This window comes from Undibacterium sp. Di26W, assembly GCF_049340265.1.
GTDB lineage: Bacteria > Pseudomonadota > Gammaproteobacteria > Burkholderiales > Burkholderiaceae_D > Undibacterium.
Genome location: NZ_JBMPOR010000009.1, coordinates 114,359 through 128,226 on the forward strand (window position 1 = coordinate 114,359; position 13,868 = coordinate 128,226).

Genomic DNA, 13,868 nt, shown 5'->3' on the forward strand with positions numbered 1-13,868 from the left:
GAGTCCATGCAAGATATAGATGTTGAAAATAAAATCGGCGCAATGTGCGCCGATTTTATTCTTACCTACTGCTTTGCCAGCAAGCTAAAGCTTGTCAATTATTTTGCAGGTGCTGCTTTTACTTCTGCGGTTTTTGCTGCCTTTTTTGCTTTGACATGTTTCACATGTTTCACAGCTTTTTTCTCAACTGCTGGAGCAGGTGCAGGTGCGGCAGCAGATGCCGATGCGCTGGCAGCGGCTACTGGTGGAACCGCAGTTTTTGCTGGCTCAGCAGGAGTTTTAGCGAACGCTGTACCCATGGCGAAGGTAGCAGCAACGAGAGTGGCGATCAGCTTGTTCATATTGAATCCTGTTCTGTGGTTGATTTCTTTGACGTAGTCAGTCTACGTAAGCCAAGAACGCGAGCAGGAGCAATTGTGTTGACAAAGAATGTGTTGCGAATTGTTACCTGGACACATTTCATCGATAGGCATCTCACCCCCAGTTGATGAAATAAGTTCTGCAGAATCGCCACGTGGTATTGTGCAGGCTCGGCGCTATCATTGCCATCAATAATCAGGAGTAAAAAAAATGAGCATAGCAAACTGGTGTGTACTGGCAGCATGTGTATTACCCGTGATCAGTGTCGGTCTGGCCAAGGGCGGATCGGCAAGGAAGAATGGCCAGAACCAGGTCTATGATAATCAGGCACCGCGCGAATGGGCAAAAGGTTTGAGTGGCTGGCAGCAAAGAGCCCATGCGGCACAACAAAACGGTTTTGAAGCTTTGCCCTTATTTATTGCTGCCGTGGTTCTGGCGCAGCAGTCTCATGCCGATCAGGTACGCATAGACCAACTGGCGCTACTGTTCGTCGCCATCCGGATTGTGTACATCATCACCTATCTGGCGAATCAGGCTGCATTGCGCTCACTGGTCTGGTTTGCCGGCATCGTTACGTCGGCGGCGATACTTGCCATGGCCTGAATCTGCGCGTCAGATTTTTTTGCATCAGCATAATGTGAATGGCGATATCTTCGCCATGATCGCGGCGTGCAAATTCCTGGTGTGTTTCCATGATGATGAAACCATGTTGCTGTGCCAGTCGCTGCAGGTAATGTGCAGCATGCGCATAGCGATGTGAAGGCCGCAGGCAAAAATTGGTTGTTTCACTTCCTGTACTGGCGGCCTCGGCTGAAAATGCAAACAGGCCGCCATGACGCAGCACGCGACTGACTTCGGCAAATACCTGTTGCAAGTCACCGATATACACAAATACGTCGGCAGCGACGACCAGGTCATAGTCTGCTGCGGTGGCAGTCAGCAGGAAGCTGGTAATGTCGGCGCAGTGCAAGCTGTCGTACAGCCCGGTATATCTTGCCTTTGCCAGCATTTTTTCTGACAGGTCGACACCCACCAGTCTGCTAGAAAAGTGGCGCAATGAAGGTGCACACAAACCCGTACCGCAACCCAGATCCAGGCTGCTGTAGCTTGCAGCTCCACGGTGCCGCTGTATGGCGGCGGCTAGCAAATCAGGTACGGTATAGCCGAGTACATCCAACAAATGGCGGTCAAAATGATCGGCATACTGGTCAAACAATTCTGCCACATAGCCTGATGGTGCGGCTGCCGGTGTATCACCTGCCCCCAGTGCGGCCAGGGCGTAGCGCATCTGCTCTGCATTGGCACCATGTGCCAGCGCGCTTTGATAGGCGGTAATGGCTTCGTCATTGCGTTGTAGCAGGCGCAGGCAATGGCCGCGCTGCTGATGCGCTTTGGCGAAATCGGCCTTGCCTGCCAGTGCGTGGTCGATACTATGCAAGGCAGCTTCGTATTGCTGCAGTTTTTGCAGCAGCATGCCACGGTTGCACCAGGCTTCACTATGCCTGGGGTTTTGTTGCAGCAGGTGGTCGTAGTCTTGCAAGGCTTCTTCATGGGCATGCAGGTATTGCAGGCTGACAGCGCGGGCAAACAGGGCTTCGCAATAATTGTTTCGCAAGGCCAGGGCATCATCAAAGTCTGGCAATGCAGATTCGTGTTCAGCCAGTTCCTGCAACAGCAGGCCACGGTTCAACAATGCTTCGAGATAGGCGGGTGTGATCTGCAAAGCCTGGTCATAGCTGGCCAGTGCCTGTTCCATCTGGCCCAGGCTACGCAGGGCATTGCCACGGTTATTGCAGGCCATGGCGTAATCCGGTTTCAACAGCAAGGCCCGGTCATAACTGGCCACCGCCTCTTGCGAGCGCCCCAGGTCTTGCAGGGCTGCTCCCAGATTACAATGGGCAATCGCTTGCTGCGGGTTGACGGCAATAGCCTGTTGCAGGCGCTTGACGGCTGTTTCGGCATCACCGCGCTGGCGCGCCAACACCCCCAGCAGTTGCAGGGCGTCAAACTGGGCCGGTTGCAGTTGCAGCACTTGCAGATACAATGCTTCTGCCTGCTCAGACTGGCCCTGTTGATGTCGGGCGAGCGCCTGTTCCAGCAGGGCTGGTATATTTGCTGTTTTCATGGATGAAACTGGAATAGCCTCTTATACTGCAACATGCACGCCATTTTAAAGGTTACTCATGCTGGATGAACAGGAACTCACCGCCTTATTGTTAAGCTTGTTGCCCAGCCCTGCGTTTCTCTACGGTGCCATCATTTTTGGCATACTGGGCATGGCGGCCTATGCCTATGGCAGGAGAAAATCCAGCACCCGCATTAAATGGCTGGCCATATGCCTGATGTTTTATCCTTATCTGGTAGGCAATGAAACCTGGGCGCTTTACCTGATCGGTGTTGCCTTGTGCGGGGCAATCTATTTTTATCACGACAAACCCTGACCCCTGATCAGCGATGTGCAAGCCCCTGGAGTCAGGACAGGGTTTTTTCCATTTCTTCAAACTGCAGGTTTTCTACCAGCATCTGTTCCTTGCCGTTGTCTGAAGGGAAGGGCTTGAGGCGACCTGTGCGTACATAGCCACGGCGTTCGTAGTAAGCAATCAGTTCTTTCCTGACGTTGATGACAGTCATCCAGATTTTGTCTATGCCCCATAATTCTTGTGCATGCTGTTCAGCCATCTGCATGAAATGCTTGCCGATACCGTTTCCTTGCAGCACAGGGCGCACTACAAACATGCCCAGGTAAGCAGCGCCTTCCGTTTTTTCCAGATTGACGCAGCCTATGATATCTTCATCTTGCACGCATAGCAGGATGACTGAACCGGGCGTGGCGATCAACTTGCGTACTTCGGGCGCAAGTATGCGTGAACCCTGTAATAAATCGGCTTCCGTAGTCCAGCCCTGGCGGCTGCTGTCGCCACGGTAGGCGCTATTGACCAGGTCAGCGATCACTTCGGCGTCAGCATCGACAGCGGGGCGAAAACTGATGACTGTTGTATCGGTTGAAATGTTTTTTGTCATACGTGGCTATATGAAATGAGCGCTGGCTAAGGGCTGGAATAATAGCATGTGTTTTTCTCGCGTAAGAATCTGGCTTTGCTGCTGTCAAAACCACGTGTTAGCATGTCACGGAACAAACAAGTTTTTAGATTTCTCTCAAGAATTTCCTGATATTTTCTGATTTAGCGATGAAAAACTCCACCACCAGGGCAGTTCTGTTTGTCTGCATGGGCAATATTTGCCGTTCGCCCAGTGCCGAAGGAGTATTCCGCGCCCATGCTGCAGCCGCGCGGCTGGATGTGCATGTCGATTCTGCCGGGACCCATGCTTATCACATCGGCGAGCCACCAGACCCACGTTCGCAAGAATTTGCTGCCCGCCGGGGTTTCGATTTGTCCCGGCAAAGAGCACGCAAGCTCAGCACCGATGATTTTGCAAAATTTGATTTGTTGCTGGCCATGGACAAAGACAATCTGGCGAGAATGAAAGCGGCCTGCCCGGCGGTACATCAGCACAAGTTGAAGCTCATGATGGACTATGCCAGCCAAAGTGACAGCGATATTGTGCCCGACCCCTACTATGGCGGCCCGGATGGCTTTGATCTGGTGCTGGATTACCTGGAAGATGCCAGTGCCGGCCTGATCCGCGCCATGCAGCAGAAACTCAGCAAAATACCCAGCAAAACCTAAAGAGAGGAGAAGGATGATGCAGGCACAAGACCTTGAATTTGTCACGAATGCCGTACGCGACTATGTGCGGCAGCGCCCAAACAGTGCCGATACAGCCGAAGGTATTGCCAATTTCTGGATAAACTGGCCGGGTGAAGTATTGCCCATGTCGGTGGTATTACCGATACTTGAGAGTATGCGCCATGCCGGTGAACTTGAAAGCATGGTGGTAGGCGGTCGCACGATCTGGCGTGCGGCGCGTTAAGGTTTGCGCTAAATGTCTATATCAGTGGGCCGGGATTTTTTTATCGCGATCTCTTTTTGCCTCCTGTCCTGGTGCCAGTTTTCATTCGCCTATGCCGGCAATGAACTGGTGAAGATAGAAACAGTCAAAAAAGCCGGTTCAGATACCGTGATTGCCACCAACAACAGCCGCATGCCGGTGATGGTGACGCTGCAACTCAGCAGTTCCAGTAACCTGGCGTCGAGTCGTAACTGGCCCATACAGGTGCAACTGGCGGGTGGACAAAGCTTGGAACTGGTAGAAGTATCCGCTGCCAACAAGCAGTTTGGTTACACGTTTTATTACAATAGCCAGTTCGTTCAGGGTGACGCCTGGGCGCGGCATGATGCGGGTGTCAGCTACCGCATCCCCTTTCTTGCAGGCCAGGCTTTTCAGATTTTGCAATCGGCCGATGGGCCCTTGTTCACGCATACCACGGTGGCTACACGCTATGCGGTGGATATCAATATGCCTGTAGGTACCACAGTCATCGCGGCACGGGCCGGCATTGTGGTGGAAGTGGTGCGTCAGTTTGCTGACAATGGCAAAGCGGAAGCCGAATTCTTTGACAAGGCCAACTATGTGCGCGTCCTGCATGATGATGGCAGCTGGGCTGACTATGTCCACCTGATGCAAAACTCCACGCAGGTGCAGCCTGGCCAGCGGGTTGAGGTCGGGAATGTGCTGGGCCTGTCCGGCAATAGCGGCTTTTCGACCACGCCGCACCTGCATTTTCATGTGCAGGTGAACCAGAACGGCACCATCATTTCCCTGCCATTTCGCTTTCGCAATGCGCATGACGGTGTCTTTACCCCGCTCTACCAGACCTGGCTTATTCCCGATGCGCAGAACCTGACAGTCAGCAAGACAAAAACCAAAAAGACCCTGCGCGAATGCCTGCCAACAGGCAAGGCGATTGATGATGCAGTGATACGCTGCCTGTCGTCCTAGTGGACTGTAACTTTGAAACAAAAGTGAAAGACGCTTGCCCGGCGATCAGGGCAAGGCAAGGTTAACACTTATGCAGAGCGATAGTGAACTATCGCGAGCATTTGCAACGCAGCCATGGTCGTCGCGCAAGCGGAAGGCACTCTGTTTTCAATTGTTACAGTCCACTAGTACCTGTTTAGAAATTAAGCGCACGCTTGATCGTTTTTTGTTACTGACTATCACGTGCATGCAATTGATGCATTTGAACTACATGCGCTGGATGAAACTGCATCCTGACAGGAGCGTGGCATTCCACCGCGTGCCCCTGGGCTAGCTGGAAGAATAGCTGGACCCATCCCTATTTTCACCGTTTATCATCTGAACCTGACGAAAAAAAGCAGCAACCTGGCATACCCGGATTGGAACTTATCAGGCGTATTTGGGTCTGACCCGACACAAATCCAGTATGGCCAAATGCATTTCAACCCGCAAAAACTGCATTTCATCCATAAAAAAGAGCAATTCAAAACCTGGGGTATTGAACTGGACAAGCCCTCGGTGAATACTCTCTCATCCAATTTTCCCAATAACAAATAGCGACAGGGATTCATCATGTTACGTAAAACACTCCTCGTTCTTGCCATTGCATCCGCCCTGGCAGCCTGCAGCAAAGACAAAGCCACGGCCAGTGCAAGTTCCAGTGCCAGCGCCAGTGCCACGGCAGACAAGAGTGGGGCCGCAGACAAAAAACCACCGGTCAAGCTGGTGATTGCGCCGGAAGACATCATGACTGTGCAAAGCAATGCCCTGGCATCTGGCCCTGTCGTTACCGGCTCGATACAGCCGGAACGCAAGGCAGACCTGCGTGCCGAGGTCGGTGCTGTGGTGCTGCAAGTGTTGAAAGAAAATGGTGATGTCGTCAAACGTGGCGATATCCTGGTGAAACTGGATGAAACCTCGATCCGCGACAACCTCAATTCAGCCGAAGACAATGCCCGTAGTGCCGCCATGGCCCTGGACCAGTCCGACCGTGCCCTGCAAAGGCTGAAAACCTTGCGTGCATCCGGCATGACATCCTTGCAGGCGCTGGATGATGCCGAAGTGCGTCGCAACAGTGCCCAGAGCGAACTGTCGGCTTCCCGTGCCCGTGCGGTGGTGGCACGCCAGCAATTGCAGCGTACGGTCGTACGTGCCCCGTTTGACGGCGTCGTCAGCGAGCGCAAGGTCTCGGCTGGTGATACCGCCTCGATAGGCAAGGAACTGGTTAAGGTTATCGACCCGACCAGTATGCGTTTTGCCGGTCGCGTATCCACCGACAAGATTGCCCTGGTCAAAGTCGGCCAGCCGGTAGGCTTCCGTATCAATGGTTATGCCGGGCAAGAATTCCGTGGCAAGGTGACCCGGGTAGACCCGGCCGCCAACGATGTGACACGCCAGGTGGAAGTGCTGGTGGCGTTTGCCGACAGCAACCAGCCACGGGTATCCGGACTGTATGCCGAAGGCAATATTGAAGCCGCCACCGTCAGCGCCCTGATGTTGCCGGAAGCGGCAGTCGTCAAGGCCGGCGACAAGGCCTATGCCTGGAAAGTGGCGGGCAAGACCCTGAGCCGAGTGGATTTGCAGATCGGCAAACGTGACCAGCGCACCGGCAATTATGAAATTCGCAGCGGGCTGGCGGCGGGTGACGTGGTCATGCGCAGCCCCAGTTCCAGCTTCAAGGATGGTCAGAACATAGAAATGGCAGCGGCCAAAGTGGCCGTGGCTGACGCCACTCCAGCGCAAGGGAAATAATCATGTTCTTATCCGATTTCAGTATCAAAAAACCGACTGCGACGATCGTACTGATCATCGCCCTGATGGCTTTGGGTTTGCTGGCCCTCAGCAAACTGAGGGTGAACCAGAATCCGGATGTTGAAGTGCCGGGCCTGTCGGTCTTCATGCCATACCCCGGCGCATCACCGGATACGGTGGAACGTGAAATTATCAACCGTGTCGAAAAATCCCTGCTGGCGGTATCTGGCGTGCAGGAAGTCTGGGCCACGGCGGCAGAAAACAGCGGCCGTTTCGATATCCGTTTCACCTTCAAGAAAAACATGATCGAGGCTTCGGATGAAGTCCGTAATGTAATTTCCACCTTGCGCTATAAATTGCCGACAGAAATGCGTGAACCTGTCATACAGCGCTGGGACCCGGGTGCGCAGCCTATCCTGAATATGGCACTGTCATCCAACAAGCAAAGTCATGCCGAGATTTCACGTCTGGCCGAAGATAGCCTGGCCGACAAGCTGCGTAGTATCAATGGTGTGGCCACGGTGGAAGTCACCGGTTCTTTGAAGCGTGAACTGTCAGTATTGCTGCGCGCAGAAAAATTGCGTGAATTTAATGTCTCGGTGGGTGATGTCGTGAGCGCCCTGCGCAATCAGAACACCAATGCACCGGTCGGCAAGATACGCGGCAACCTGGATGAAGAAAGCATACGCCTGGTAGGCCGTATCGAATCGCCTGAAGAATTCCAGAACATCGTTGTCAAACGAAACGGCGAGCAGATCGTCCGCCTGGCGCAGGTGGCTACCATCAATGACAGCTTTGCCGACGTGAACGGACTCAGCATACGCAGCGGCAAGCCGAATGTGGGTATCTATGTGACCCGTGCCCGTGATGCCAGTACCGTCAGCGTGGCGCAGGCGGTACGCGACAAGGTCAAGGAAATCAACAAGGACCTGGAAAAGAACCTGCCAGGCACCAAGCTTGAAATCACTCGTGACGGCGGTGAAGATGCCCAGCGCAGCCTGAACAACGTGATCGAATCACTGATACTGGGTGCAGGTCTGACCATCTTCGTGGTGTATGCCTTCCTGAATTCATGGCGCTCGACCCTGATCACTGCCCTGAGCTTGCCGACTTCTGTCATCGCCGCCTTCATTGCGGTATGGCTGTGTGGTTTTACCCTGAACTTCATGACCTTGCTGGGTTTGTCGCTGGCGATTGGCGTACTGATCGATGATGCGATTGTGGTGCGGGAAAATATTGTGCGCCATATGCAAAACGGTTCTGACCGTCGCACTGCGGCGCTGGAAGGTACGGCTGAAATTGGCATGGCCGTGGCAGCAACCACGTTTTCCATCATTGCGGTGTTTATCCCTGTGGCTTTCATGCCTGGCATGCCGGGTGAATGGTTCCGCCCGTTTGCGCTGACGGTGGCCTGTTCGGTGCTGGTCAGCCTGGGCATTTCCTTCACGCTTGACCCTATGTTGTCGGCATACTGGGGTGATCCGCCAGACCACCATACTGCACCAAAAACAGGTATCAGCAAGGTATTGGCACGTTTCAATGACTGGTTTGATCATCAGTCTGACCGTTACAGCAAATTGATTGCCTGGGCCCTGCATCACAGGCGCTGGATGAGTGCGATTGCCTTGGCCAGCCTGGTGGCTGCGCTGGGTGTACAGATGAAGTGGGGCGGTACCAGCTTTTTACCAACCGCAGATTCCGGTAACCTGATGATCACCGTGCGGACACCGGCTTCATCATCCATAGAATATGCACGCCTGAAAATGGAAAGAGCCGCAGAAATTGCGCGTGGTATTCCAGAAACCAAGGACACCAATAGCAATATTACGGCAGCCGGTGGTCGCATTTATGTGGATATAGGCAAGCGTACCCAGCGCAAACGCAGCGCCAAGGAAATCGCAGTTGAATTGCGCGAAAAAGTAAGAGCCCTGGTCGGTGCCGAATATGTAGTGCTGGACGATTTGAACAACGGCGCACAAAAACCGGTGCAGATAGAATTTACCGGCCCGGATTCACGCAAGTTACTGGAAATTACCAGCGCTTACATGGACAAATTGCGCCAGGTTCCAGGTGCAGTCGATGTTGGCCTGTCTGAACAAGATCCTAAAAAGGAATTGAAGATAGAACTGAATCGCGGCCTTGCCAATTCCATGGGCATTTCCTCGAACGATGCCGCGCAGGCCTTGCGTGTCGCCTTTGCCGGTATCGAAGTCGGTGACTGGGTTGACCCTACCGGTGAAACCCGCGACGTGGCAGTGCGCCTGCATCCGGATGACCGTGTCAGCAAGGAAAACATAGAACGCCTGCCCATCGCTGTGTCTGGCACCAGCCAGATGGTACCGCTTGATCAGATCGCCACTGTCACCATGGGCAAAGGGCCATCCGGGATTGAGCATGCGAATGGCAAACGTACCATTACCGTGTCTGCCAATGCGCAAGGACGTTCCAACGGTGAAGTCATTGCTGACGCCATGAAACTGGCACAGTCCTTTGATTACCCGCCAGGCTATGGCCTGTCACTGGGTGGTTCTGGCCAGGATCAGCAAGAAGTGTTCGGTGCCATGCTGATTGCCTTGTTGTCCGGTATCGGTTTGATGTACCTGATACTGGTGATACAGTTCGGCTCTTTCACGGCCCCGTTGGGCGTGATGTTGTCGCTGCCCTTGTCTTTGATTGGTGTGGTACTGGCCTTGCTGATCACCGGCAGTACCCTGAACCTGATGAGTTTTATCGGCATCATCATGCTCATGGGTCTGGTGGCAAAGAATGCGATTTTGTTGCTGGATGCAGCTCGCAAGCGCGAATCAGAAGGTTATGACCGTGAAGATGCACTCATGCATGCAGGTCGCGTGCGTCTGCGTCCTATCCTGATGACAACTTTTGCATTGATTGCCGGCATGATGCCTGTTGCGCTGGGCCTGGGTGAAGGTGGCGAGTTTTATCGTCCGCTGGCAATCGCGATTATCGGCGGTACCATCACTTCCACCATCCTGACACTGCTGGTTGTGCCTACCTTCTATGACAGTATAGAAATTGCACGCGACCGCATGATGGCAAAAATGCGCAGGCGCATGGCAGAACGCAACCCGCTGCTGGGCTTTTGCATGACCATGCTGGAAGCGATATTTACTTTGCTGTTCATACGCTTGATATATCGCACTTTGATGAAACTTATTGGCATGCTCACCGGTCGAAATACTAAAGCAGCAAGCCCACTGACGATCAAGCCAGAAAATGCATGAGCTAGAACAATAAACAAAAACAATGGAATGAATTGAAGTAGTAACACTTCCCTCTTGCTGATAGACCGTTGTTATCTGGTCAGCAATTTCAAAGCCTGTGCAACGAGGTGTGCACAGGCTTTTTTTTCATTTTTTTTACGGAGTTGAAGTTGCAGCCTGCAACTGGCTGGCAATTTGTGCTGCAATTTCATATGAATGCAGGCGCGCAGCGTGGTTGTGGATTTGTGATGTCAACATCAATTCATCCGCGCCTGTGTTGTTGATGAAGGTCTGCATTTTTTCAGCCACGCTGTCTGCAGCACCTATGGCCGAGCAAGACAAAATCTGATCCAGCAGCGCATGCTCTTGCGCCCCCACCTGTTGCAGGAAATCACGTACCGGCAGCGGCAGTTTGGCCGGACGGCCACTGCGCAAATTGATGAAGGCTTGCTGGGCAGAACTGGCCAGGTAATGTGCTTCATCATCCGTATCAGCAGCAAACACATTAAAACCCAGCATCACGTAGGGTTTGGCCAATTGTGCAGAAGGGCGGAAGGTGGCGCGATAGATATCGATTGCCTGCATCATCTGCTGAGGTGCAAAATGAGAGGCAAAGGCGTAGGGCAAGCCCATGGCCGCAGCAAGCTGGGCACCAAACAGACTGGAACCCAATATCCACACAGGGATGGACAAACCGGCACCAGGCACCGCCCGTACATAGCGCGCATCACCTTCAAAATACGCAATCAGCTCTTCCACGTCTTGTGGAAATTCATCCGCATCACTGGACAGATTGCGGCGCAAGGCCCGCGCCGTACGTTGATCCGACCCCGGTGCACGCCCCAGCCCCAGGTCTATGCGGCCAGGGAAGAGTGATTCCAGCGTACCAAACTGCTCGGCAATTACCAGTGGTGAATGATTGGGCAGCATGACGCCACCGGCACCCACGCGTATGCTGTTGGTGCCGGCAGCGATATAGCCTATCAGCACAGACGTGGCGGCACTGGCAATGCCGGGCATGCCATGATGTTCTGCCAGCCAGTAACGCTTATAACCCCAGTTTTCGCCATGCTGGGCCAGGCTGAGGGAATTACGGAAGGATTGCGCAGCATCGCTGCCTTCTGCTATCGGTGACAGATCGAGTATGGATAAGGGATACATGAGCCTGCAATTTCAAATGACAAGAAAATCATTATGGGTGAAATTGTTAATTCTTGTTGGCAGGCTCAAAAATGCTGTAAAAAGGCAATTATTTCTTCAGTAATGATCCCATCACGATGCCATCACGGTATCGCGCAGCAGGCGGTCCAGGACAGAAAAATCCATATCTTCCGTGGCATGCTGTTTGACGTTTTCCAGCCTGCCCAATTCGGTTTCAATAAAGTGGTTGATGACAGGCATGGTCGGTGCCAGCTCTGATTCTTTGGCGCGTCGCTTGATGACCAGTAATTCAGCGATGGCTGCCTTCAAAATATCATCACTGACCAGTGCATCGACCAGATCCTGAAAACGCATCGGTACTGTACCCAGGTTTTTTTCTATCCATAAACTGGCCAGCAGGGGGCGCAGTACATACAGATATTTTTTCAGCTTGACGATATCGCCACTCAAATGCTCACGGTAGTTTTTTGCCGCCATGTGCAGGTAATGGTAGTAAGAGCGTTCTGGCCTGTGTACTTCTTTGGTTGCTGATTGTATTGCCTGCAGAAAAACGGGATCAGCCGCGTACACCACCGGTGAAGACAACCACTCGATCAGCGTTGCATTGCCCATGCGCAGCAGGCCCAGTGCCTTGCGTACATCCCAGCCGCTGACATCATAAATTTCATTGACGGGCAATTCGATGACATCCCGACCCGGGACCACTGTCAGATACCAGTCAGGCCGGTTCACATAAATAAAGCGCACGTCATAATCGCTGTCAGGCGAGGCAAAGCCCCAGCCACGACTGCCTGATTCACAGGCAAACAAGACCCTGACATCATGCGTCTGCTCTATGCGCTGCAGGGTGGCATTGATTTCTGTGCGTATTACTGGGTCTATTGGATGTTCTTGTTCTTCAAATGCCAGGTGATCGTCATGCATGTTAAGTATCCTCTATTGTTTTGTTGCAGCCATGTGTGGTTGCATGACTATTGTTTTGTTGAAAATCATACCTTCCCTTGCAGATAATTTGTAAGAAAATGCAATTCACATTGTCTGCATGCCAGATCGGCACTAGGCTGGAAGCCCACCTGCCTAACGCCGGAAGTAAAACCATCATGCGACGTCCTGTTCAACGACTATCCGTCATCACCCTCATGCTTGCGCTGGCTGCCTGCGGCGGTGGCGGTGCCGGCGTTACCAGCAGCACAGGCAACACCGGCAGCAATACAGGCAGCACCGGTAGTACGGGTACCACGGGCACCAGCACTGCCACCGCACCAGTGATTAACAGTTTTGTCGCCACTTCAGCCAGCATCAGTGCGGGTCAAAGCACACAGCTGAGCTGGAATATCAGCGGGGCCACCAGTGTCACTGTCAATGCTGCTGCCGTGACGGGCAGCAGCCTTACTGTCAGCCCAGCCGCCACCACGACCTATATCCTGCTTGCCAGCAATGCTGGCTGTAGCACCGCATGCAATACATCCGCCTCGGTCACGGTTACAGTCAACCCTGCCGGCACGGGCGGCAACACCGCTGGCAATGCTATTTATGGCGACTTGCGCAAGGCTGACCTGGGGGCAGGGGCTAACCTGAACGGGACAGTACCTTTCCCGGCAAATAATGCCTGGAACACGGATATTTCTGGCGCAGCTGTCGACCCCTTATCGGATGCGCTGATCAGCAGCATAGGTCTGGGCACCGGCCTGCACCCTGATTTTGGTGCAGGTTTGTATGATGGTGCGCCCATAGGCATACCATATGTCGTGGTTGCTGGCAGCCAGCCCAAGGTTGCCGTGCAATTTACCGACTATGGTGATGAAAGCGACCCTGGCCCCTACCCCATACCGGCCAATGCACCTATAGAAGGACAACAGGCCAGCGGCATCACCTTTGGCGGTGACCGCCATGTGCTGGTCATAGACCGCGACGCCAATCGTCTGTATGAAGTCGGCAATGCCTATCCGCAAACAGGTGGCAGCTGGAAAGTCAGTGGTGGTGCCATCTTTGACCTGACATCCAACACAGTAAGACCCGGTGGTAAGCCAGGCTGGACCAGCGCCGACGCTGCCGGCCTGCCCATCTTCCCTGGTCTGGTACGCTATGAAGAAGCCACCAACGGTGCGATACGCCATGCCTTGCGCTTTACCGTCAGCCGCAGCCGTCGTGCCTATGTAGCACCGGCAACCCACTGGGCATCATCGAATACCAGCAATACCCTGCCGCCCATGGGCATGCGCGTGCGCCTGAAAGCCAGTTACCAGATACCGGCCAATTTCTCGAATGAGAGCAAGGCTATTTTGCAAGCCATGAAAACCTACGGCATGCTGGTGGCGGACAATGGTTCCAACTGGTACATCAGCGGCGCACCAGATGCCCGCTGGAACAATGACAAACTGGTGTCAGAGCTGGGTAGCGTCAAAGGCAGTAATTTTGAAGTGGTGAGGATGGATGGCGTGATAACGCCCTAGT

13 protein-coding genes are annotated in these 13,868 nt (G+C 53.4%); 9 read left to right on the forward strand and 4 right to left on the reverse strand.

Annotation, left to right across the window (positions count from 1 at the left end; translation table 11 throughout):
* The first annotated feature begins 6 nt into the window (after nt 1-6).
* A complete protein-coding gene (locus tag ACO0LM_RS13040) occupies nt 7-378 on the forward strand; it encodes a hypothetical protein (protein ID WP_423037723.1) in 372 nt (123 codons plus the stop codon).
* Nucleotides 379-570: 192 nt separating this feature from the next.
* Nucleotides 571-963 (forward strand): MAPEG family protein, encoded by a 393-nt coding sequence (locus tag ACO0LM_RS13045; protein WP_423037725.1) that lies wholly within the window; start codon nt 571-573, stop codon nt 961-963.
* Here ACO0LM_RS13045 and ACO0LM_RS13050 read toward each other — a convergent pair.
* Nucleotides 932-2,485, reverse strand: coding sequence for a tetratricopeptide repeat protein (locus tag ACO0LM_RS13050; protein ID WP_423037727.1), 1,554 nt, complete (start codon nt 2,483-2,485; stop codon nt 932-934). The genes ACO0LM_RS13045 and ACO0LM_RS13050 overlap by 32 nt on opposite strands.
* A 58-nt stretch (nt 2,486-2,543) precedes the next feature.
* On the opposite strand from ACO0LM_RS13050, the gene ACO0LM_RS13055 reads away from it, so the two are divergent.
* Nucleotides 2,544-2,801 (forward strand): hypothetical protein, encoded by a 258-nt coding sequence (locus ACO0LM_RS13055; RefSeq protein WP_423037729.1) that lies wholly within the window; start codon nt 2,544-2,546, stop codon nt 2,799-2,801.
* 31 nt (nt 2,802-2,832) lie between these two features.
* Here the strand turns inward: ACO0LM_RS13055 and ACO0LM_RS13060 are convergent, their stop codons facing one another.
* The gene (locus tag ACO0LM_RS13060) at nt 2,833-3,381 is read right to left on the reverse strand and encodes a GNAT family N-acetyltransferase (protein ID WP_423037731.1); all 549 of its coding nucleotides are present in this window, start codon (nt 3,379-3,381) and stop codon (nt 2,833-2,835) included.
* Between the two features lie 167 nt (nt 3,382-3,548).
* On the opposite strand from ACO0LM_RS13060, the gene ACO0LM_RS13065 reads away from it, so the two are divergent.
* From ACO0LM_RS13065 to ACO0LM_RS13085, 5 genes are all read left to right on the forward strand, one after another.
* Complete coding sequence (locus ACO0LM_RS13065) at nt 3,549-4,049, forward strand: low molecular weight protein-tyrosine-phosphatase (protein ID WP_423037733.1); 501 nt, start codon at nt 3,549-3,551, stop codon at nt 4,047-4,049.
* A gap of 13 nt (nt 4,050-4,062) precedes the next feature.
* Nucleotides 4,063-4,293 (forward strand): hypothetical protein, encoded by a 231-nt coding sequence (locus tag ACO0LM_RS13070; protein ID WP_423037735.1) that lies wholly within the window; start codon nt 4,063-4,065, stop codon nt 4,291-4,293.
* 12 nt (nt 4,294-4,305) lie between these two features.
* On the forward strand, nt 4,306-5,262 hold the full coding sequence (locus ACO0LM_RS13075) for a M23 family metallopeptidase (protein WP_423037737.1): 957 nt from the start codon (nt 4,306-4,308) through the stop codon (nt 5,260-5,262).
* Between the two features lie 591 nt (nt 5,263-5,853).
* A complete protein-coding gene (locus tag ACO0LM_RS13080; protein WP_423037739.1) occupies nt 5,854-7,032 on the forward strand; it encodes an efflux RND transporter periplasmic adaptor subunit in 1,179 nt (392 codons plus the stop codon).
* A gap of 2 nt (nt 7,033-7,034) precedes the next feature.
* A complete protein-coding gene (locus tag ACO0LM_RS13085; protein ID WP_423037741.1) occupies nt 7,035-10,274 on the forward strand; it encodes an efflux RND transporter permease subunit in 3,240 nt (1,079 codons plus the stop codon).
* A 135-nt stretch (nt 10,275-10,409) separates the two neighbouring features.
* On the opposite strand, the gene ACO0LM_RS13090 is transcribed toward ACO0LM_RS13085, so the two are convergent.
* On the reverse strand, nt 10,410-11,414 hold the full coding sequence (locus ACO0LM_RS13090) for an LLM class flavin-dependent oxidoreductase (protein ID WP_423037743.1): 1,005 nt from the start codon (nt 11,412-11,414) through the stop codon (nt 10,410-10,412).
* Nucleotides 11,415-11,525: 111 nt separating this feature from the next.
* Nucleotides 11,526-12,338 carry a nucleotidyltransferase domain-containing protein gene (locus tag ACO0LM_RS13095; RefSeq protein ID WP_423037745.1) on the reverse strand — a complete coding sequence of 271 codons (813 nt, stop codon included), beginning with the start codon at nt 12,336-12,338 and terminating at the stop codon, nt 11,526-11,528.
* 98 nt (nt 12,339-12,436) lie between these two features.
* Here ACO0LM_RS13095 and ACO0LM_RS13100 point away from each other — a divergent pair, with 98 nt between their 5' ends.
* Nucleotides 12,437-13,867 carry a hypothetical protein gene (locus tag ACO0LM_RS13100; RefSeq protein WP_423037747.1) on the forward strand — a complete coding sequence of 477 codons (1,431 nt, stop codon included), beginning with the start codon at nt 12,437-12,439 and terminating at the stop codon, nt 13,865-13,867.
* The last annotated feature ends 1 nt before the right edge of the window (nt 13,868 follow it).